A 22107-nucleotide genomic window follows, 5' to 3' on the forward strand; every position below is an offset into this window, starting at 1 on the left:
CGGAACAAGGACCTTCTGTCACGTCTGGAAGTTACAGGCATCTGGATTTCACAATAAAGCCGGCAGAATCGCTTGTTCACTGCGGTGTAGAATCAGCTTGGGGCCCCTACATGGTTTCAAGTCATCATGGTTTGACAGTTCGCTGTTTTCTATTGAGGGGTTGCTCAAAACGTGTTTTAATAGAGGATAGAGAAACATTTTTTCGGCTACCGGGCAATCAGGCATTATTTTGGGTCTGGTCTCAACACGAACACCGGAAAGCACTATGATCTTCTACTAAAACCGCGTCTTCGTCTTGTCGCTCGTTGTGCGGCCGCTGTCTATCGTAGGAGGAGGTAGGAATCAGCTATGATCATCCATGACTTTCGGTTATTTAAGGGCTGTCGGAGTTCTGCCGCCTGGGTTGTGACTAGATTCGGCATTGTCGCAATGCTAATGGTCTTGGTCTTGTCGCCCGTGTCCGCATGGGCCGCCATCGAGGGCGAGGCGCAGTTCGTCTTCAACACGTTTGGGTTTCTTGTGTGGGGTACCCTCGTGATGTGGATGGCAGCAGGCTTTACAATGCTCGAGGCGGGTTCGGTACGGACGAAGAACGCTTCGGTCATTTGCCTGAAGAACATTGGTCTCTACTCCATTGCCGGACTGGCGTACTACCTGATCGGTTTCAACATCATGTATGTCGGTGTCGAGCCGGGCGGCTGGTTTGGTTCGTTCGAATTCCTGTACGGCACGACCATCGATGAAGTGGCGTTGCTGGGTGGCGAGGAAACAGCCACCGCGGCCGTCGTCGAGAGCGGTTACTCGGCGATGTCGTATTGGTTCTTCCAGATGGTGTTCGTGGCGACCACGGCTTCGATTGTCTCGGGTACTCTGGCCGAGCGCGTGAAGCTGTGGCCTTTCTTTGTCTTCATCGCTGTACTGACCGCGGTCATCTATCCAATAGTTGGCGCATGGACTTGGGCCGGGGGCTGGTTGGCTGAATTGGGGTTCAAGGACTTTGCCGGTTCCACGGTGGTCCACTCCACAGGAGGCTGGGCGGCACTCGCGGGGGCCATAATGCTCGGACCGCGCTCGGGCAAGTTCCGGGCTGATGGCAGTGTCAAGCCGACCCCTCCATCCAATGTTCCGGTCGTCACTCTTGGTGTCTTTATCCTGTGGCTGGGCTGGTTCGGCTTCAATGGCGGTTCGCAGCTGGCCCTCAGCGGCGCATTCGATGCCGTGGCGGTGAGCAACATCTTCTCCAACACCAATCTAGCTGCGGGGTCTGGGGTCCTAGCGGCTCTGAGTCTCTCCCGGCCCGTACTCGGCCGTGTCGATCTGTTCGCCGGACTTAATGGCGCTCTGGCCGGTCTCGTCGCGATCACAGCGGCGCCGGATATCGTCCAGCATCACTGGGCAGTAGTGATCGGAGCAATCGGGGGCATGGTTTGCCTGTTGTCTATGAAGTCTTTGGAAATGGTAAAGATTGACGACGTCGTGGGTGCTGTCCCCGTTCATCTCTGCACTGGCATCTGGGGGACATTGGCGGTCTGCATCGCCGCCGGTGGAAGTCTCTCTGCTCAGATCATCGGCATTTTGGCCATCGGCGTGTTTGTGTTTGGGTCATCGATGCTGTTGTGGTTTGTCATCGACCGGACCTTGGGATTGCGGGTTTCAAAGGATGTCGAGACCATCGGCCAAGACGTGGGCGAGCTGGGCATCGAAGCCTATCCAGAATTTGTGGTGATGCCGGAAGAGGACTGATTAGAGTGTCAGGATAATCCTCCAGCCCGAACCGTGGGCGTCCAGAGGCAGGCTGCAACCCAGTTGTGTTCTCAGTTGGAATGTCCCGAACTGTGGTTCACGGCTTGCGAGGGTCGACAGAGTTAAATCGGGCCGCTCGGTCTGTCCTCGATGATCTCCCCGTCCTTCAGGCTTATTATTCTCTTTGAACGGGAAGCTATATCTTCTTCGTGCGTTATCATTATTATCGTTTTTCCCTGTTCGTTCAGTTCTTTGAATATCTTCATTATTTCATAACTCGTTGCCGTATCCAGGTTTCCGGTTGGTTCATCTGCCAGTATCATCCTCGGGTTGTTTACGACCGCCCTGGCTATTGCCACCCTCTGCTGCTGTCCCCCAGAGAGTTGGTTGGGAAGATGATCCTCTCTGTCTGCGAGTCCCACGAGGGAAAGTGAGGCCGATGCAAGTTTTTTTCTCTGGGTTCCAGACATGCCTGAGTAGACCAGCGGCAGTTCCACGTTTTCAAGTGCAGTGGTTCGCGGCAGCAGGTTAAAGCTCTGGAAGACAAAGCCAATCTTCGTGCTCCGTATTTCCGCCTTCTCATCGCTTCCGAGCTCCATTATGTCGGTACCGTCAAGCATGTAGTCTCCGCTGCTCTGCGTGTCTAGACAGCCGAGAATGTTCATAAGAGTGCTTTTGCCGGACCCCGAAGATCCCATGACGGCGACGAATTCTCCTTGTGCTATCTCAAGGTTTATGGATCGGAGTGCTTCAACCTCGACTTTTCCGTTCGAGTAGGTTTTGCCGATGTTCTTGAGCTTGATTACGGGCGGTGTCATCAGAATCTTTTCGGCTGGGGAAGCGCAAAGCCCGGTCCTTTGTTGTTTCCGCCAGAAATCGTGTACTCAACCACTATCGGGTCTCCTTCGGAAAGCGGACCGCTTAGAATTTCTGTGTGGAAGTCGTCGCTAATCCCGGTCTCTATTACTACTGGAGAGAGTTTTCCCTGCTTGAGGACCCAGACGTTTTCGCCTGCCTCAGCAGCGACGGCTGAAGATTTTGGGGGAATGAAGCGAAGTGCGGCGGTGGGAACCTTAAGCACGTCTTTTTTGGTTGATATGACTTTCTTTACTTCGGCGGTCATCCCGGGTTTAAGCTCGAGTTCCGGGTTCTGTACAAGACACTTTACGTCGTAGGTGACGACATCGTTTTTTATGCTCGGAGAGTTTGCCACCTGTTTTATCTTCGCGCTGAAATTCTTGCCCGGAAATGCGTCAACTCTGAAGAGGACGTCCTGACCCTCTTTTATCTTTCCTATGTCCGCTTCGCTTACGTTTGAGACCAGGTGAAGAGTTCGAGGATTTTCAGCCAGTACGTACAGGGGTTCGGATTTGTTCGGGTGTATCTGTTCGCCGATTATGATGTTCTTTTCAAGCACCATGCCGTCGAGCATGGAAGTGATTCGGGTCGCGTCAAGTTTTCTCTGCGCCGTTTCCAGGTCGGCTTGGGCTTTCTCACGTGCGGCAACTGCCGCGCTGTGTTCTGAGAGAGATAAGTTGAACTCCTCCCGGGAAATAAGCTCTTTTTCATAAAGTCTCTTATTTGCCCCGTGGGAGTTGGTTGAAATCTCAAGGTCGGTTGTGGTCTTCTTAAGTATCTCCTTGAAGTATTCGACGTCTCCTGAGAGCCCCTCCGGTTCTTCCATAAGGGCCAGCACTTGGCCCTTTTTGACCTCGTCGTTTACCTCGGAGCGGACTTCTTTTATCGTTCCGTTTATTTGTGAATATATCCTTGCTTCCTTAGTCGGTTCTAAGGTTCCCGAAGCTCTTACAAGGGAAGTTATGTCTCCTCTCTCGATTTTCTGCGTTACGTACTCTACCTTGCCTTCCTTTCCTCCGAAAAAGATGAAGTATCCTGCGATGACTACTACGGCGGCGACGGCGTAGAGAAGGTTTGAGCGGGGGAAATTTTTCATTGTATCTCTTTTCCGCAGAGGCTTAACAGCCTTAACCTTACCATTTTATAGTCGTATATGGAGTTTTTGTAGTCCGCTACCGCCTCCTCGTAGAGCGCCTGCGCTTGGGCAAATTCTATTTTCGAAGCGCTTCGCGACTTGTACCTTTCCTTGACCAGAAGCAGGTTTTTCTCCGATATCGATTCTGAGTCCTCAAGTATTTTTATTTTTTTCTCGAGGTGCTTGAGTTCGAGATAGAGTTCCCCGACCGAGAGGATTATTCTGTTTTTGAGCAGCTCGGTCTGCGCCTCGTTTCTTGTGAGTTCAGCCTTTGACTGCGCCATCTGGCCAAACCTTGAGAATCCCTCAAAGATGGGAATCTTAACGCCGAGTCCGGCTATAAAAGCTGGCGTCTCGGCGCCTTCTCCTTCAAATCTGTACGCTGCCCTGCCGAATATCGACGGAAGAAATTTCCCCCTGTTCTCCGCAATCGAGGCCCTTATTCCATCATGGTCCGCCAGGAGGCTCTTTATCTCTGCGTTTTCAGAAAGGGCGAAGCTTACAAGATCTTCTCTGGTTTCGTATACCTTCTCATAGGCAAGATCCTCACGGATGTCGAACTGTCCGAGCGAGGGGTCATTCATCAGGTGTCTTAGGCTAAGCATGGCGAGTTCGTAGGAGTTTTCTCTTGAGACCAGTTCGAGTTTTGCCTGCTGCAGGTCGATTTCCGCCTGGCTTAGCTGCTGGGCGGACTTTTTCCCGACGGCGAAAAGCTCTTCTGTTTTCTCAAGGAGCCATTCCCTGCGCTTGGTTTCTGTAGCTGCTCCATCGAGCCGGTTTTTCTCGGAAAGCGCCTGATAGTAGGTGATGCGCGTGTCGCGCACGAGCGTCGTTTCTGAGCCCGTGAACAAGTATCTTGCGGATTCCAGATGATGTTCTTTTGCCCTTATCCTGGCCTTTGTCTTTCCGAAGTCCCATATCATCTGGTCGACGTAGAAACCGGACTCTCTTCCCACAAACGGTACTACGAGTTTTCCGCTGAGCTGGGGATAAAGGGGAGCTTTTGCCTGCCTGAGTATTGACTTCGAGATGTCGACCTCGGAACGGGAAATCCGGAGTTCCGGGCTGTTAAGCAGTGCTATCTCGACGGCCCGTTCAATTGGGATTACTTGCTGCGTCCACGCGGTCTGGGAAAGCAGCAGTAGTGAACTGAGAAGAAAGAGGAAATTTTTCGGTATACTCATCATGTGGCAACTGCGGTGTGTCGCTTGAGTGCGGATGAAAGAGAATATCGATAAATACCAAGCGCCCCTTGGCGTATATGTCCATATTCCGTATTGTCTTACCAAATGTCCTTATTGTGATTTTAACTCTTATGGGACTAATGGCAACTTTCCGGAGGATGATTACGTCCGTGCTCTGGAGCGGGAAATTGAAAACTTCCGGGGCATTATTGAAGGCAGAGAGATAAGCACGGTGTTTTTCGGGGGAGGGACCCCGTCGCTTTTAAAGCCCAGAAGCGTAGGGATGGTAATGGAGAAACTCGCCTCGATTGCCTCCTTCTCGCCTAAGGTAGAAGTGAGCCTTGAGGTAAACCCGAGAACTGCTGACAGGGAAAAGCTCGTTTCACTGATGTGCGTTGGGGTAAACAGAATAAGCGTCGGCGTGCAGTCTTTTTCGCAGAGAAAGCTTGATTTCTACGGGAGATTCACCACTCCAGATGACTGTGTCCGCGCGCTTGTTGACGTCCGGGACGCCGGTTTTCACAACTACAATCTTGATCTTATATACGGAAGCTCTCAGGAAACCCGGGAAGAGTTTGAAGAAGATATCCGCACTGCCCTGAGATTCTCTCCGGCCCATATATCCGCCTACTGCCTTACAATTGAGCCCGGCACCGAGTTTGCGACGCTTTGGCGCAAAGGGAAACTCTCTCTTCCCGATGACTCAGTTCTGGTTGAGTTCATGCGGAGCGCGCGGGAGATTCTCGAGGCAGAGGGGTACGGAAATTACGAAGTATCGAATTTTGCCCGGCCCGGCTACGAGTGCAGGCATAACCTTATTTACTGGAACTGTCATGACTACCTAGGCGTGGGTGCCGGAGCCCATTCCCACATTAGCTGCGGTGGAGAAGAGGGCTGGGGAATAAGATGGTCAAACATAAGGAATCCCGAGCTTTACATGAAGCGAGTTACGGGCGACGGAAATGCCGTCTGTGCCTCTTATGATCTCTCGCGGACCACAGCCCTTGAAGATAAGCTTCTTATGGGACTTCGGCTAAGCGACGGGGTAGGAATTGAAGGCCTGAAGAAGCGCTTCGGCTGCGAACCTGATGCCTCTGGCCTAGAATACCTTGAATCTGACGGTTTTATTCTCACCGACGGCGACCGTCTCAGGCTCACCGCCAAGGGAAGGGTATTCAACGATGAGTTGGTTGCAAGGGTGTGCGGGGTTTTTCACTGAAGCTACGAAGATACAATCAGCAGACGGTCGTTGCACTTTTGTAACGGACGTGCATTGTGTCCGAACATCCGCTCAAAGTTTGCGACCTGTTCCGCGCTCACTTCAATTGCGTCCGGAAAAATGAACCAGTGTACTCCCTCACTACAGGGAGGAGTGGTGAGTGACCCCTTGTAATGGAAGTAGCTGGTGGTTGCCGTCGGCAGTATCGCAGATGCGTCCACTGTCGCGCCCGCAACATCAATTTCCACTCCTGCCTCGGTCGGTACGTTGTCAAACACCGCAGCCAGAGCATGGTTTCGTGTGCCTACTTCCATCATAACACCAACCACTGCCAGTACGCCTGCTGGATTTTTGTGTACGAAATGTGCCTCCATCGCCGCGTGCGAACCATCAAAGGCATGCTCGCTCGGAACGTGAAAGTGAAACTGCAACAGTTCGTAAATTTCACCTGCTGCAGTCAATGTGCTGCCGGGTGCGTAATTTACCTGGAGGGTATGTCCGGTGTTTAGAATCTTCAGAGAAGAAGGCCTGTAATCGAATTTCAGTGCCGGTCCCTTGACGGGAAAGGCATCGGTGATGTCAATCGGTGACTGCATGCGTCCGATAGCGCAGGTTGCGTAATCCGGTGAGAGCGAGCCCCAGTTATCGGGACCTTCGGCCCCGGTATAACCCCAGCAAGTCAACCCAGTCCTCCATGACGCATTCCCGCATGGGTTTTCGTGAGTGCGGATATCACTAGCATAATACGCATAGCCGTTGCCGAAACTGCAGGCATTAAAGACCTCGACTGTCCCGATTGCGACGAAACCGTAATAATTTCAATTTGCGGCATTTTCTCTCCAATCGCATTGCCAAAGCTGATGGCGATTTCAATACACGGTTTTATGGCCTGCACTGCAAAATCTGTTTTTTGAGCAGATGGAGCCGATAGTTTGCAAAGACAGTGTAACCTATGCCCCAACAGGTTTCACACAAATAATTAGACGGTTCTTGAGTTGTGGTGCAGATAGGATCTGCTCCGTCCGGATTCCAGGTAAAAGCCTTTCTCGTCTTTTCCTGCGTATTTCATTAGTTCGTAGTAGGCCGCGCTAAGCAGCCTAGCCTCGAATTTCCCGTTCTTTACTCTTACGTAAGGTATGTTCTGCTCGGCTATGGTGAGAGTCGTCAAATCCAGTTCTTCCCCGGATTCGTCGTTTAACCTTATGGAAAAACCGTTCTTCGTTTTGGTGACCATAGTAACAACAAAAGGGGTATCCTCGCACTCGACGTAAACCCTGCTCCCTTGTTCTTGAACAAAAAGCTTTCCGTCTGTGTCTATGTCGAGGTTTTTGTTGTTCTCAAGGTATGTCCACCTGTGGGTTATTCTGACCCCGTCGTGAAACCACCTGCCACGACTGTCTATGAATATCCTGGGCTTTTTGTTCTCTTGTCTGTTTTTCATATCCCGATAGCTTTCACGACCACCCTTTTTCTTCTCTTGCCGTCAAACTCCCCGTAGAAGATTTCTTGCCAGGGGCCGAGGTCAAGGTCTCCTTCCGTCACGGGAACCACCACTTGGTGGTGCATGAGGAGATTTTTCAGATGAGCGTCACCGTTATCTTCTCCGGTGTGGTGATGTTTGTAATCTTCCCTGAAGGGGGAGATGCCTTCAAGCCACTCCCAAATGTCCTCAAAAAGCCCCTGCTCGAGGTCGTTTACGAAGACAGAAGCCGTTATGTGCATCGCGGATACGAGGACAAAACCCTCTGTTATGCCGCTTTGCTGCACGATCTGTCTTACCGTCGGAGTTATATGAACGAACTCTCTTTTTTTGTCCGTGTTAAACCAAAGATACTCGGTATGAGATTTCAAGATGCACCTCCTTAAGCTTTTTCCCTGTAACTATACTTTGTCTATTGCGGGTTTTCCTCTGCGGTGACTGTATACGCAAGCAGCCTGACTGTAAGCGGACGGTTGTCATGAAAGATGCCACCTTCAAGGTTCTCGGATTTTACAATGGCAAGGAGAAAGAATGGAGTGCTGTAACGTTGGAAATGGATGTTTGAGGACGCGGCGAGATTCTTCTAAGAGATTTATAATGATTTCATGCTGCGGGGTGGCCGTTAATAGGCCGTGAGGGTTTAGAAAGCAGGTTAGAAATTTTATGAAATCTGGATTATAATCTATACTCTATAAGAGTGTTTGGTAATCATGTCAGTTCCTATGGTTATCTTGAGTAATTTCGCAGGGAAAAAGCTGTCAGCTTATCACGAAGGTTGTCTTCGTAAAAGAGCACAAGCTAGGTAGGGTTAGCCTGTAAGACTCTGTTTATAAGCTCTGGAGCATGCGAAGTTGTTCAGATTATTTAATTAGACAAGTATGGGAAAAAGCACTGGACAGTCTTTCAAACGGAAAGCCGATTTAGATGAGTTCTTTGGCCGGAAGCAACTCAGAGGCAAGATTCTAGAGTTGCCCCAACAAGAAACTTTTTCCCCCCAAGTTTACTACATTCACCCAAATGGAAAGTTTTATCTAGGGGACTGTGTGAACGTAATGAAAGACCTTGACGACGAATCTGTCGATCTGGTTTTTGCCGACCCTCCATATAATATCAAAAAAGCTGACTGGGACCACTTCAGTTCACAGAAAGAGTACATTGACTGGTCATGCGTCTGGATAGAACAGGCGGCCCGAATTCTCAAGCCAACAGGTTCGCTCTACATTTGCGGTTTTTCGGAAATAGTGGCTGATATTAAATCTCCGGCGATGAACTTTTTTCACAAATGCCGTTGGATAATCTGGCACTATAAAAACAAAGCGAGCCTAGCGAATGACTGGGGGAGGTCACATGAGAGCATTTTGCATTTTCGAAAAACAAAAAAGCATAAGATCAATGTTGATGCTGTGAGAATACCTTACTCGGAGCACACTTTGAAGTATCCCTCGCACCCACAAGCAGCTACAAGTCAATACGGAAACGGCAAACAGCACTACTGGGAACCCAATCCTGAAGGAGCCAAACCGAAAGATGTTCTGGAAATCCCGACGACTTGCAACGGAATGCACGAAAAAACCCCTCATCCTACGCAAAAGCCGGAGGAACTTCTACGTAAAATCATTCTTGCTTCGTCTAAAGAAGACGATGTAGTATTCGACCCGTTCCTCGGTTCTGGAACTACAACCGTTTGCGCGGAGCAACTCAAACGGAAATGGATAGGATGTGATTTGTCTCAGGAATATCTCGATTGGGCAGTAGAACGTGTTGAACTGGTTGAAGATTGGCCTATACAAAAATGGAGGCAATATGATTTCGAGAATCTTAAACGCAGAAATTCAATACGATGAAAATTACCCAACTCTCTGATATCGCAACAGACAAAACAAAATTTAGCACGATTCCTGATTTCTTGGACTTCGCAGAGAAATACTTAGAATATGCTGCTACCAAACTTCAAGCAGTCATAGTTTCCCAGAACGAGAATCACTACCACTTTTATCAATACGGTTCAGACGGTGACTATCAGATTACTCGTCCCATAAATTCAAAACTTATGTACAATGCATCTGAGTTTCCTGTTGCCAAAAAGTCTTTTGCTAAAATACTGAACAATGCTAAAGATATAAGATCCAAGAAGAAAAGAGAGTCTATCAATAAGACAGTTTATACTTTGCAAATGGCCATCGGTTCAACCCTTGACGCTTTGGTAGGAGCTTCTAATAAAGCAAGAAAGATCAACGGAGACCTTTTTGAACGCTTAATTCATCTTGTCATCAAGGAGACCGGTGTTGAGTGCAAATCCGGTGTAGTGAAAATCCCATTTATGCTTCAGGGAGAAAAGCAGTTCCAAATGAGCTATCAGCACGATTTGATTATTGAACGCGATGAAGAGGTAAAACTTATTGGTTCAATAAAAACTTCCAGCAAAGATAGAATAGACAAGATTTTCATCGACAAGTTTTTGTACAGCAAGTTAACTGATACGAATATTCCACACGTTGCTGTGTTTTTAAATGATGTTCAGCGAAAGAAAACCAGCAAGAAAAACAAGTACGGTATCAGTTCAACTTTCCTGCCTGGACATTTCCGCGGTTACTCGGTCAAGCTTAATCCCCTTGATGGTGTTTATTACTGCGATATTCGCCCAAATATGCTTACAGAAGACATATTGAAAGACCACATCCAGAGTTTAGATCAACTACTCTGCAAGGATATTTGGAAATTTATATGATATGGCAATGCCAGAATCACAATTAGAAACATGGGCAAATCAGGGAAGTATTATTGAAGCCGAATCAACGGCGGACTCAGTTAAAAACGGACTTAAATCACCTTTCTTTAGTCGGCTTGCTAATCTTTATTTTTATAGTCACTGATAATATCAACTGCCAACTCGGTCTGTTTATTTTTTGAGGATTTGTTGTACCCTATCTTGTCTTTTAATTGGTTGAAAATTCCTGCGCGGGATTGTCCGTGTATTTATCCGAGGAAACTTGTCAGATGAAAATAGCCGTTATAGGAACGGGTTACGTGGGGCTTGTCACGGGGGCGTGTCTAGCGGGAAGCGGGAAGAGCGTTGTGTGCGTCGACATAGATGAAAGCAAAATCGAGAGCCTTCGGCGCGCCGAAGTTCCCTTTTTCGAGCCGGGTCTTGATGAGATGGTGCGCACCAATATAGATGAGAGAAGACTCTCATTTACAACCGATATAGCTTCGGCCGTCAGGGAATCTTTTCTCGTATTTATTGCGGTTGGAACTCCTCAGGCACAAGACGGCGAGGCGGATATCTCCTCCGTTCTCGACGTGGCGCGGTCGATAGGGAGCAACCTTAACGGATACAAAATAGTGGTAACCAAAAGCACGGTTCCCGTCGGCACTACCGAGGAGGTGCGCGACACTATAAAATCCCTCACGGATCAGGAATTCGGTGTGGCGTCGAATCCTGAATTTCTCAAGGAAGGAGCGGCGATTGAGGACTTCCTTAAGCCCGACAGGGTGGTAATAGGAGTTGAGGATGAATCAGTAGGCTCGGTTCTAAGGGAACTTTACTCTCCCTTTATGAGGTCTGCCGACAGGACGATAGTGGTTTCCATCCGATCTTCCGAAATGTCAAAGTACGCCTCAAACGCAATGCTTGCCACCAGGATATCGTTTATGAACGATATAGCCAATCTGTGCGAACTTCTGGGTGCGAACGTGTCCGAGGTCCGCTCGGTGGTAGGTTCTGATGCGAGGATAGGCAGATATTATCTCTATCCGGGAATCGGATACGGGGGATCGTGTTTCCCAAAGGACGTAAAAGCTCTTGAGAAAATGGCGCGCGGTGTAGGTTATGAACCTAGGGTTGTAGCCGCGGTTGACGGCGTGAATGCAGCTCAGAGGGAGAGGTTCTTTAATAAAATAGCCGGGTTTTTCTCTGATCTTGGAGGAAAAAGAGTTGCCGTGTGGGGAATTTCGTTTAAGCCCAACACGGATGATATAAGAGAGGCCCCATCACTTTACGTGGTAGAAAGGCTTCTTGATGCGGGATGTTCTGTTGCCGTCCACGATCCCGCCGCCATGGAAAACGCGAGAACCGTGTTAGGAGACAGCGTGGATTATTTCGAGTCCTACTACGATGCCTGCAGGGGGGCGGACGCCCTTGTGATTCACACCGAGTGGAGTCAGTACAGACAGCCCAATTTCGAGATGATAAAGGAGCTGATGAAGACCCCTGTGATATTTGATGGAAGAAATATCTATGACCACATGAAACTTGAGGCCATGGGTATCAAGTATTTCGGAATCGGCAGGTAATGAGAACAGACTGGGAGCGGTCTTTACCGTCATGAACATAATCGTTTCGGGTTGCGCAGGATTTATAGGCGCCAAAGTGTGCGAGCTTCTTCTTGAGCGCGGAGATCTGGTTTTCGGGCTCGACAACATGTCCGATGCTTATGACGTGAGGCTCAAGCATCACAGGCTTGAGACTCTCGGAGGGTTTGAGAGATTCAGTTTTTTCGAATGCGACATATCGGACAATCCCGGACTTCTTTCCGTGTGCGAGGAAATAAAAGCTCTTTGCGGGGGCGGCCGAATTGGCTGCGTTATTAACCTCGCGGCCCGTGCCGGAGTTCGCCAGAGCATTGAGAATCCCTGGATATATTACTCTACCAACGTGACTGGGACTCTTAATCTCCTTGAGTTCTGTCGCTCAGAAGGAATAAGCAAGTTCGTGCTCGCTTCGACTTCGAGCGTTTACGGGGAAAACGGAATCCCCTTCAGGGAGGATATGAAGACCGATTATCAGCTTTCTCAATACGCATCCTCGAAGAAATCGGCCGAAGGCCTTTGCTCGGTTTACAACTCTCTTTACGGACTAGATATCTCGGTGCTTCGCTACTTTACGGTTTACGGTCCCGCGGGAAGGCCAGACATGAGCGTTTTTCGGTTCATAAAGTGGATAAATGAGGAAGAGGAAATAGTAATACTCGGCGACGGAGAACAGAAAAGGGATTTTACCTACGTTGACGATATCGCGGCGGGTACTGTCCTGGCGATAAAGAATCTGGGCTTTGAGATAATAAACCTCGGAAGCGCGGCCTCCGTATCCCTAAACGAAATCATAGACGTGATAGAACGCGGAACCGGCAAAAAAGCTAAAGTTACTTGCAGTGCCCCGCATCCTTCCGATATCAGGGTTACCTTGGCAAGTATAGACAAGGCGAAAAAGATTTTGGACTGGGAGCCTTGCTTTGATATCGAGACCGGTATTGAAAACTCGCTTAGGTGGTATAATGCCAATAAGGCCCTTGTACGGAGTATAGAAATTTGATACGCTGTGGATGCCTTGGGGGAATGGTCTAAATCGGTATTGACAGATTCCGTGGGTTTTTTATAAGATTTAGATAGATTTTGCGGAACAACTATTCTTATGGCTAAATCCCTTGTCATAGTCGAATCTCCTTCAAAGGCGAGAACAATAAAGAAGTATCTCGGCCGGGATTTCCGCGTGGAAGCATCTTCAGGACATCTTGTAGATCTTCCGAGCAGCAGTCTCGGGGTGGATATCCAAAACGATTTCAAGCCCAAATATAGCGTTATAAAGGGCAAAACCAAGTATCTTGAGAATCTGAAAAAAGCGTCGCGGGACGCGGAAAAAGTGTATCTTGCCTCCGACCCGGACAGGGAAGGGGAAGCGATCGCGTGGCACATCGCAAACCGCCTTAATCTCTGGGACAAGGTCCACAGGGTTCTTATACACGAAATAACGGAAGCGGGCGTAAGGGAATCGATGAGCAGACCCCTTGCTATTAACATAGACCGCTTCGAATCTCAGCAGGCAAGAAGAATTCTTGACAGAATCGTCGGCTACAAGGTGAGTCCTGTTCTCTGGAAGAAGGTTAAAAAGGGACTGAGCGCCGGAAGGGTTCAGAGCGTTGCTCTCAGATTCGTCGTTGACAGGGAAAGGGAGATTCAGAATTTCAAGCCGCGGGAATACTGGACCCTTGACGCGCTTGTTAAGAAGATTGCAGATCCCGATGCGGATGCTTTCACGGCTTCGCTACACATGTTCCGGGGGAAAAAAGCCAAGATTGAAAATGCTCAGCAGTCAGAAGAAATAGTTTCTGCGCTTTCAGGAAAAGATTTTGTCATAGGGAAGATCGAAAAGAAAGAACGTAAAAGAAACCCCCTTCCCCCTTTCATAACAAGCACCCTTCAGCAGGATTCCTCGAAGAAATACCGCTTCTCCGTGAAAAAAACTATGCTGGTTGCCCAAGGGCTCTACGAGGGGGTTGAACTTGGAAGTAAGGGGCCCGTAGGACTTATAACTTACATGAGGACCGATTCGGTGAGGGCTTCTGATAACGCCGTAGCAGAAGCAAGGGGATTCATATCCGAGAACTACGGAGGGGATTACGTGCCAAGGCGTCCAAACACTTTTAAGGTAAAAAAATCCGCGCAGGACGCCCATGAATGCATAAGGCCCACTTTTCCCTCAAGGCGTCCGGAAGACCTGAGGAAGTTTCTCACAGAAGACCAGTACAAGCTTTATTCCCTTATATGGAAAAGGTTCATTGCTTCGCAGATGTCTCCGGCTGTGTACGACCAGACTCGTGTTGACATCACAGCGGGTGAAGCCGTTTTTAGGGCCACTGGCAACGTGATGAAGTTTCCGGGTTTTACAGCCGCCTACGAGGAGGCAACTGAAAAAGAAGAAACCAGCGATACTGATAAGAACTCGAAAAGAGACCAGAACAAACGGCTTCCCGAGCTTTCTGAAAAAGATATTCTTTCTCTTTTAAAGCTTGACCCCAAGCAGCATTTCACTCAGCCGCCGCCCAGATATTCGGAAAGTTCGCTCGTGAAAGAGCTTGAGGAAAAAGGTATCGGACGACCCTCGACCTATGCTTCCATCCTTTCGACAATACAGGACAGGGGATACGCCGAACGGCAGAAGGCAAGGTTCGTTCCGACTCCCTTGGGTTTCTCCGTGAACGATTTTCTGGTGGAGGGTTTCCCGGGAATAATGAACGAGGAGTTTACGGCCCGGATGGAAAGCGATCTTGACAGGGTGGAAGAAGGCGAAGTTCACTGGGTTGAACTCCTACGGGGTTTTTACGACGGGTTTTCAAAGAGCGTGACCAGAGCCGAGGAGGAAATCGAGGGGCGCAAGTTGGAAATTCCGACCGATATAGAATGCGACAAGTGCGAAGCTTCGATGGTTATAAGGGAAGGGCGCTACGGGCAATTTCTTTCCTGCTCTAGATATCCTGAATGCAAGAACGCGAAGGACTTTACAAGGGCGGAGGATGGAGAGATTGTCGTGGGCAAGAAAACCGACCCCGAGATCTGCGATGATATAGAATGCGACAAATGCGGGGCTCCCATGGTGATAAAAGAAGGGCGCTATGGGCAGTTTCTTTCTTGTTCAAAGTATCCCGATTGTAAAAATCCCAAGGAATTCACGAGGCAGGACGGCAGGATCGTCATAAAGCAGAAAGAACCTCCCGAGGTCCGTGAAGATATAAAATGCGAGAAATGCGGTAAACCCATGGTTGTTCGCCGCAGCCGCCGCGGGCGCTTTCTCGGCTGCAGCGGTTATCCAAAGTGCAAAAGCACCCTCAACCTCGATAAAGACGGCAATATAGTTAGAAAAGCCACTAAAGCGGAAGAAGTCTGATTCATTATGCGGGGCGAGCTGGAAAAAATCCTGCGTTCTCTGCAAACTCCACTTCTTTTTGCCTCAAGGAATAATTTTTCAAATCTTGACAAGGTTCCCGAACTTGGAGAGGACATAAGGAAAATCTCGACGAAACTTCTTACGGGGAAGTTTCCCGAGGAAGTAAAAACTCCTGTAGCGTCACTGAGGAATTCTTTCTCTGACTTCAAAACCCTGACGCGTCCAGAAAAAGCCAAAAGAATATCTTCTGCGCTATCGGTCGTTCGCGAAACGATGAAGCTTGTTAGAAAAAGTGAACGCAAGGATATCTCCAGGAAAGCAGCCGTTTCCAGGAAAAAGCTTCCCCCAGGCGGGAGCCCATTTTCTGTAAGCGTCACGAATCTTAAGAGAATCGGACCGAGGATTGCGGGATTTCTCGCGAAAAAATCCATACGTACCGTCTCTGATCTTCTTTTCTACTCTCCGAGAAAATATGACGACCGCAGGAAAATAGCGGACATATCGGAGGTCGTTCCCGGGGATTCCTGCACTGTTCGGGGCGAAGTTGTCTCCGTGGCGGACATAAGAAACAGAAAGAGAAGCTTTTTTCAGGTGGTGATTTACGATGGGACCGGCAGGCTCAGGCTCACTTGGTTTAATTACAATCCTTCCTACCTGAGGGGGATTTTTAAGAAGGGGTTGAGCTTCATAATTCACGGCAAGGTATCGGTTGCCCCTGGCGGCAGAGCTCTTCAGATAATTCATCCGCTTGCCCAGGACATAGAGGTAGTAGAAGATGAAGAAGATGTCGGAAACCCTCTTCAGTTTGGAAGAATTGTTCCCGTCTACCCGCTTACAGAAGGTCTTACTCAGAAGAAACTGAGAGAGGCGGTAAGAGGGGCTCTTGACAGCTACGCGCGGGACTTCAAGGGACTGATCCCGAAAGATATTCAGGAAAAGCACGACCTGATGGACTTGCCCAAGGCCCTTGAGCAGGTGCATTTCCCTCCTGGCGATGTACTTCCAGTTGATTTTGACGACCTTGGTTCGGTTGCAAGTTCGCGGCCTCACAGAACCGTTATATTTTTCGAGTTTTTCGTTCTCCAGCTTGGCCTTTTCTCCAAAAAACGAAAGGTGGACGAAAGTCGGGGCATATCTTTTAGTCCTGGCAGTTCTCTTTCGGAAAAACTTCTTCGTTCACTTTCCTTCAGCCTTACACATGCTCAGGAAAGGGCTATCTCGGAGATAGGGGCAGATATGGGTTCCTCCCAACCGATGAACAGGCTTCTTCAGGGTGACGTGGGAAGCGGAAAGACTCTTGTCGCTCTTGTCTCGATGCTCCGGGCAGTTGAGTCAGGCTATCAGGCCGCACTTATGGTTCCGACGGAGATACTGGCCGAGCAGCATTTTCGAAATATTAGCCAGATGACCGAGAACACGGGAATAAGCGTAGTTCTTCTTAAAAGTGCGCTTTCGAAGGCGGAAAAATCCCGCGTCCACGAAGAGATAAAGACCGGGCAGGCTGATATCGTGGTCGGAACCCACGCTCTGATCTCAGAAGCGGTGGATTTTAAGGCTCTCGGATTCGTGGTAATAGATGAGCAGCACAGGTTCGGAGTTATTCAGAGGGCCAAGCTGGTACAGAAAGCGATGGTGCCCGACGTTCTTGTTATGACGGCTACTCCGATTCCGAGAACCCTGGCCATCACCGTGTACGGAGATCTTGAAGTTTCAGTGATTGACGAACTTCCTCCTTCAAGAAAAAAGGTGGAGACCTTTGTTCTCGGGGATACGCAGAAAAATCGAACATGGTTTTACACCCAGATAAGAAAAAAGCTTGAAGAGGGACGCCAGGCGTATTTCGTCTATCCCTTTATAGAGGAATCCGAGAATCAGGATTTCAAACGCGTAAGACACGTAACCAGAATGGTCGAGGAACTGCGCAGGGAATTCTCTGAGTTTCGTGTCTCTCTTCTCCACGGCAGGATGAAAAGCGATGAAAGGGACGTGGTGATGGATGATTTTCTTGCGAAGCGATGTGATATTCTTGTCTCCACGACTGTGATAGAGGTGGGAGTCGATGTTCCCAACGCCACAGTAATGGTTATAGAAAACGCGGAGCGTTTCGGGCTCTCACAACTTCACCAGATGAGGGGAAGAGTGGGGAGGGGAGAACATGAATCAACCTGCTATATAGTATATTCGTTCATATCGGGAGAGGAGTCGGGAGAAAGGCTTAAAATAATGGGCGAGACCTCAGATGGGTTCAGAATCTCTGAGTTTGATCTTGCCAACAGGGGCCCTGGAGAATTCATGGGCACGAAGCAGTCTGGAGTTCCCGGTTTCAGTTTTGCCAATCTTATAAGAGATTCCGCGTTGCTTAACGAATCAAGAGACTGTGCCCGCCAACTGATGGACAGGGTGGATAATTACGCGGAATACGAAAAACTCTTTGCGCATGTAACGGAGAAATGGGGCGAAATGCTTGAACTGGATACTAGTTCATAGCATTGAGCGGTTGTTAATTCGATCTTAGGGCTTAACCTTCGATAAGAAGAGTTTCAGGATCTTCAATCAGTTCCTTTACCTTTACGAGGAACTGCACGGCTTCCTTTCCATCAACTATCCTGTGGTCGTAGCTGAGTGCCGTGTACATCATCGGTTTTATCACTATGTCTCCGTTAACCGCCACGGGCCTTTCCTCTATCTTGTGAAGTCCAAGTATCGCGACTTGGGGCGGATTCAGTATTGGGGTGCTCATCAGCGAACCGTACACTCCTCCGTTTGTTATGGTGAAAGTCCCGCCGAAGATTTCATCGAGTGAAAGTGTGTTTGTGTTTGCCTTTTCGGCAAGTTCCCTGACTTCTTTTTCTATCTGTGCGAAGGTTTTTCTGTCAGCCTCCCTTATGACGGGAACGACAAGTCCTCCCTCGGCCCCTACGGCTATTCCGATGTCATAGTAATCCTTATAGACTATTTCATCTTCCTGGATCTCGGCATTTATCTCAGGAAACAGCCTGAGCGCTCCAATAGAGGCTTTTATGAAAAAGGAGGAAAAACCGAGACTCACTCCGTATTTTTCCCGGAAAGCGTCTTTTTTTCTCGATCGAAGCTCCATTACGTTAGACATGTCGATTTCATTAAAAGTGGAAAGTATGGCGGCTGTCTGCTGAGCTTCCACGAGACGTCTTGCTATGGTCCTGCGACGTCTCGACATTTTCATTCTCCTCTCCCTGTTTGCGGTAAGCTGTGAGAGGGACGGGAAAATATCCGGCGATACCGGGGTTTCGGAAATTTCCTCCTCCGGGGGGGCTTCTTGCGGGATTTCCCCTCCGGTTCTCTGTGACTCAAGGTGCCTTTCCACATCTTCTTTCGTGATTCTGTTTCCCTCGGGTACGATCTGGGAGAGGTCGACTTCGTTCTGCTCGGCGATATTTCTCGCGACGGGAGTCACTCTGGTCTCGGGTTCTTCTTCAGGCTGCTTTTCTTGGGGAGTTCCTTCGGTTGGTGGTTGGGGTGAGGCTTCAGTTTTCTTAGGAGATTCTTCTGCACCGCTTCTTGTATCCTTTTTGCTTTCGGATACTTCAATGGTTCCTAGGATGTCTCCTACTTCGACATCCTCATCTGCTTTTTTCGCTATTGACGCCAAGATTCCCGTTGCTTCGGCGGCGACTTCGAAGTTAGCTTTCTCGGTCTCAAGCTCAACAACGGTTTCCCCGAGTCTTACCGTGTCTCCCTGTTGCTTGGTCCACTTGATTATTGTTGCTTCTATTACGGAATCCCCCAAGTGGGGAACGACGATGTTCTTGGCCATTTTCTCCCTCGCTTGCGCCTTTGTCTCAGATATTTCTGTGCCAGGTTATCCCGCTTTCCTCATTTCCTTCCACTACTTTGTCTATGCTGAACGCCTGCTTTATAAGCAACCCCTGATTGTATTTGTGCATGGAGGAAAGTCCTTCGGACGGGCTTGAGTAGCGCTTTCTTCCTATATAGCTGAGTGGAAACCGTTTCTTGATGATTTTTCTTTTGAAAAAAGGCAGCATGTATTTCCAGGCTCCCGCGTTCTGAGGTTCTTCCTGTACCCAGACCACCTCTTCAAGTTTACCATACCTCTCCAAAACGGCGCTTACCTCTTCCTTGGGTCTCGGGTAAAGCTGCTCGATTCTGGCTATGGCAACATCAGGCGATTTGGCTCTGAGTTCACTTGAGATGAGGTCAACGTATACCTTGCCGCTGCAGAATATCAGCCTTCTTACTTTTTTCGTCTGTCTGGTGGTCATCGGATCGTCGATTACGGGAAGCCATTTTCCCTCGGATAGATCCTTAAGGGACGAGTTTATCATCGGGCTTCGTAGAAGTCCCTTGGGCGTCATGACGATCAGGGGAAGGGGATCTTTTTCAAGCAGCAGGGCCTGGCGGCGAAGTACGTGGAAAAACTGCGCTGAAGTGGTGCAGTTTACTATCCTTATATTGTATTCGGCGGCCGACATGAGGAATCTTTCAAGCCTCCCGCTCGAGTGGTCAGGGCCCTGTCCTTCATAAGCGTGAGGGAGCAGGAGAACCAGGGAAGGGGTCTGTCCCCATTTCGCCCTTGCCGATACAAGATACTCGTCCACTATGGTCTGAGCCCCGTTTATGAAATCTCCGTACTGGGCTTCCCATATTACAAGGCAGTTTGTTCTCTCGATACAGTATCCGTACTCAAAACCCAGGCAGGCGTTTTCGCTGAGCGGGCTGTTTTTTATCTCGAATGCAGCTTTTGCCTGCGGGATCCTCTCCAGAGGAGTATGAATTGCGCCGTTCTCAGAGTCGTGGAGCACTGCGTGACGATGGCTGAAAGTACCCCTCTCGCAATCCTGTCCGGTTATCCTGATGGGAATGCCTTGTGCGATTATGGAAGCGTAGGCTAGTTCTTCCGCCATGGCCCAGTCAATTGTCTTTTCTTTCGGGTCGTCGAGAGTGTTTTTTCTTCTGTCGCGTATTCTGGCGATTTTCGAATTTACCGTGAATCCTTCGGGAACCGAGAGAAGGGAGTCGTTTAGTCCGCGCAGGGTTTCGTCGGGAACCTTGGTAACCGTTCTTTTCGCTATCTCGCGTTCTGGGGAGGGCGCCGTTGATTCCTCGGGGGAGTCGTCAGGGGAAATCGATTCGAATTCCTCGGCAATCTTCTTGATATATTCTTCCTGTAGCTGTTCTACCTGCTTTTCCGAGACGGTGCCTTTTTCTATCAGTTTCTTTGCCCAGATGTCCATCACCCGGGGATGACTGTCTATCTTTTTGTATATCATGGGCTGAGTGAATCCCGGTTCGTCCGCCTCGTTGTGTCCGTACCTTCTGTAGCCGACAAGGTCTATGAGGAAATGTTTTTCGAATCTCGATGTGTAGCCGAAGGCCAGGCGTATTGACTCTATGCAGGCGACCGGGTCATCCGCATTTACGTGGACAATCGGTATTTCGAATCCCTTTGCGAGATCGCTTGCGTAAAGAGTGCTTCTGCTGTCGCAGGGAAGCGTGGTGTAGCCCAGCTGGTTGTTGGTGATTATGTGTATGGTTCCGCCGGCGCGGTAGCCCGGAAGGGATGAGAGATTAAGCGTTTCCGCGTTTATCCCCTGTCCCATGAATGCCGAATCTCCATGAATCTGTACCGGGATTACCGTTGAGGGGTCGAATTGCGGAGAACCAGGCACATCATCGCTTATCCCGCATGCCCTCGACATTCCCTGCACTACGGGATTTACCGATTCCAAGTGGCTGGGATTGGGAACCATGGTGATCCTCATGTTGCGATCAAGCATGCCTCCCGTCGGGATATCGCGTTTTACGGCCTCGTGGTACTTTACGTCCCCGGTCCATCCCATGTCGTCGGCGAAGTCCCTTACCAGAACAGGGTCCTTGAACTTAAGCAGCGTGTACTTGTAGTTTTTCTCCATCACGTGGTGCATCACGTTCAGCCTTCCGCGATGGGCCATTCCGAGAATTATCTGGTGTATGTCGGCTTTGATGGCGAGGAGTATTAGTTCATTCAGCATCGGCACCAGCATGTCGACGCCTTCTATTGAGAACCTGAATTTCCCGGGAAAGATGCTGTGGAGGAAGTTTTCGAATACCTCCACTTTGGTGAGGGTATCGAGAAGTTCCACTTCGTTAACGGGATTTAGGGGAGGGCGGTAAACACCCGACTCTATGGCGCCTCTCATCCACCTTCTCTCTTCAGCTTCGTAGATGTGGTCATAGTTATACCCCGTGGTGGAAGAGTAGATTTTTCTCAGCTTTCTTATTCCGTCAAGGGCGTCAAGTGAGTTCTGCGAAAGAGGCCATCCTACAAGTGTCGAGGGAAAGTCTCTTAGTTCCTCCTCGTCAAGTCCGAAGGTTTCGGCGTGCAGGGTGAGGTCTCCGTGAACTGGACCCCCGAGGGGGTCTATTCTGCTTGCCAGGTGACCGTGCCTCCTGATTGCCTGAGCCATATTGGCGATCGCAACGGCCTTGTTTACATCTCTTACGGATGACTGCTTGAAACCGTTCTTCTCGATCTCGGGTTCTATCTCGACCCTGAGAGACGAGTATTTGCTATCGGGTTTCCATCCCTTAAAGATGGTTTTCGTGGCGGGATCTACTGAAGAGGAGTCTCTTACGTAACGTTCGTAGAGATCCATTACGTAACCTGAGTTGAGCCCGTGAAAGTTTTTCCAGATGTCCATGCACCTTCCTGGGAATTACGCAGATATGAGGATTTCAACTGACTGAAAGCCTGATCCACGCTATTCACAATTCCGCCTGCTCTAACGGTAACCGCATAGAATCATAGCATAAAATATAAAGCAAACAAGGATTTTTTGCTCTCGTTAAAAT

Annotated in this window: 16 protein-coding genes; 8 read left to right on the forward strand and 8 right to left on the reverse strand. The window is 49.2% G+C overall.

What is annotated here, in order from left to right; translation table 11 throughout:
* The first annotated feature begins 348 nt into the window (after positions 1-348).
* The gene (locus tag OXG75_05105; protein MCY3625351.1) at positions 349-1743 is read left to right on the forward strand and encodes an ammonium transporter; all 1395 of its coding nucleotides are present in this window, start codon (positions 349-351) and stop codon (positions 1741-1743) included.
* 122 nt (positions 1744-1865) lie between these two features.
* On the opposite strand, the gene OXG75_05110 is transcribed toward OXG75_05105, so the two are convergent.
* The 3 genes from OXG75_05110 to OXG75_05120 are packed head-to-tail and all read right to left on the reverse strand — an operon-like array spanning position 1866 to position 4923.
* On the reverse strand, positions 1866-2561 hold the full coding sequence (locus OXG75_05110) for an ABC transporter ATP-binding protein (protein ID MCY3625352.1): 696 nt from the start codon (positions 2559-2561) through the stop codon (positions 1866-1868).
* A complete protein-coding gene (locus OXG75_05115; protein ID MCY3625353.1) occupies positions 2561-3697 on the reverse strand; it encodes an efflux RND transporter periplasmic adaptor subunit in 1137 nt (378 codons plus the stop codon). Before OXG75_05115 ends, OXG75_05110 begins: the two co-directional genes overlap by 1 nt.
* Positions 3694-4923: a TolC family protein gene (locus tag OXG75_05120; protein ID MCY3625354.1), complete on the reverse strand. Its 1230-nt coding sequence runs from the start codon at positions 4921-4923 to the stop codon at positions 3694-3696. Before OXG75_05120 ends, OXG75_05115 begins: the two co-directional genes overlap by 4 nt.
* Before the next feature lie 31 nt (positions 4924-4954).
* On the opposite strand from OXG75_05120, the gene hemW reads away from it, so the two are divergent.
* Complete coding sequence (hemW, locus tag OXG75_05125) at positions 4955-6139, forward strand: radical SAM family heme chaperone HemW (protein MCY3625355.1); 1185 nt, start codon at positions 4955-4957, stop codon at positions 6137-6139.
* Between the two features lie 2 nt (positions 6140-6141).
* Here the strand turns inward: hemW and OXG75_05130 are convergent, their stop codons facing one another.
* The 3 genes from OXG75_05130 to OXG75_05140 all read right to left on the reverse strand — a co-directional run bounded on the left by OXG75_05130 (position 6142) and on the right by OXG75_05140 (position 7990).
* Positions 6142-6822 (reverse strand): carbonic anhydrase family protein, encoded by a 681-nt coding sequence (locus tag OXG75_05130; GenBank protein ID MCY3625356.1) that lies wholly within the window; start codon positions 6820-6822, stop codon positions 6142-6144.
* A 296-nt stretch (positions 6823-7118) separates the two neighbouring features.
* The gene (locus tag OXG75_05135) at positions 7119-7580 is read right to left on the reverse strand and encodes a DUF1285 domain-containing protein (GenBank protein MCY3625357.1); all 462 of its coding nucleotides are present in this window, start codon (positions 7578-7580) and stop codon (positions 7119-7121) included.
* Complete coding sequence (locus OXG75_05140; GenBank protein MCY3625358.1) at positions 7577-7990, reverse strand: secondary thiamine-phosphate synthase enzyme YjbQ; 414 nt, start codon at positions 7988-7990, stop codon at positions 7577-7579. Before OXG75_05140 ends, OXG75_05135 begins: the two co-directional genes overlap by 4 nt.
* A gap of 507 nt (positions 7991-8497) precedes the next feature.
* Here OXG75_05140 and OXG75_05145 point away from each other — a divergent pair.
* From OXG75_05145 to recG, 6 genes are all read left to right on the forward strand, one after another.
* Complete coding sequence (locus OXG75_05145) at positions 8498-9463, forward strand: site-specific DNA-methyltransferase (protein MCY3625359.1); 966 nt, start codon at positions 8498-8500, stop codon at positions 9461-9463.
* Positions 9460-10347: a hypothetical protein gene (locus OXG75_05150; GenBank protein MCY3625360.1), complete on the forward strand. Its 888-nt coding sequence runs from the start codon at positions 9460-9462 to the stop codon at positions 10345-10347. Before OXG75_05145 ends, OXG75_05150 begins: the two co-directional genes overlap by 4 nt.
* Before the next feature lie 269 nt (positions 10348-10616).
* On the forward strand, positions 10617-11912 hold the full coding sequence (locus OXG75_05155; GenBank protein ID MCY3625361.1) for a UDP-glucose/GDP-mannose dehydrogenase family protein: 1296 nt from the start codon (positions 10617-10619) through the stop codon (positions 11910-11912).
* A gap of 31 nt (positions 11913-11943) precedes the next feature.
* Positions 11944-12930 carry an NAD-dependent epimerase/dehydratase family protein gene (locus tag OXG75_05160; protein MCY3625362.1) on the forward strand — a complete coding sequence of 329 codons (987 nt, stop codon included), beginning with the start codon at positions 11944-11946 and terminating at the stop codon, positions 12928-12930.
* Between the two features lie 99 nt (positions 12931-13029).
* Positions 13030-15279 carry a type I DNA topoisomerase gene (topA, locus tag OXG75_05165; protein MCY3625363.1) on the forward strand — a complete coding sequence of 750 codons (2250 nt, stop codon included), beginning with the start codon at positions 13030-13032 and terminating at the stop codon, positions 15277-15279.
* A 6-nt stretch (positions 15280-15285) separates the two neighbouring features.
* Positions 15286-17766, forward strand: coding sequence for an ATP-dependent DNA helicase RecG (gene recG, locus OXG75_05170; GenBank protein ID MCY3625364.1), 2481 nt, complete (start codon positions 15286-15288; stop codon positions 17764-17766).
* Positions 17767-17797: 31 nt separating this feature from the next.
* On the opposite strand, the gene odhB is transcribed toward recG, so the two are convergent.
* Both odhB and OXG75_05180 read right to left on the reverse strand, forming a co-directional pair.
* Positions 17798-19072: a 2-oxoglutarate dehydrogenase complex dihydrolipoyllysine-residue succinyltransferase gene (odhB, locus tag OXG75_05175; protein ID MCY3625365.1), complete on the reverse strand. Its 1275-nt coding sequence runs from the start codon at positions 19070-19072 to the stop codon at positions 17798-17800.
* A gap of 25 nt (positions 19073-19097) precedes the next feature.
* On the reverse strand, positions 19098-21956 hold the full coding sequence (locus OXG75_05180; GenBank protein ID MCY3625366.1) for a 2-oxoglutarate dehydrogenase E1 component: 2859 nt from the start codon (positions 21954-21956) through the stop codon (positions 19098-19100).
* Positions 21957-22107 lie beyond the last annotated feature (151 nt).

The sequence above is a fragment of the Candidatus Dadabacteria bacterium genome (assembly GCA_026705445.1).
Lineage (GTDB): Bacteria > Desulfobacterota_D > UBA1144 > Nemesobacterales > Nemesobacteraceae > Nemesobacter.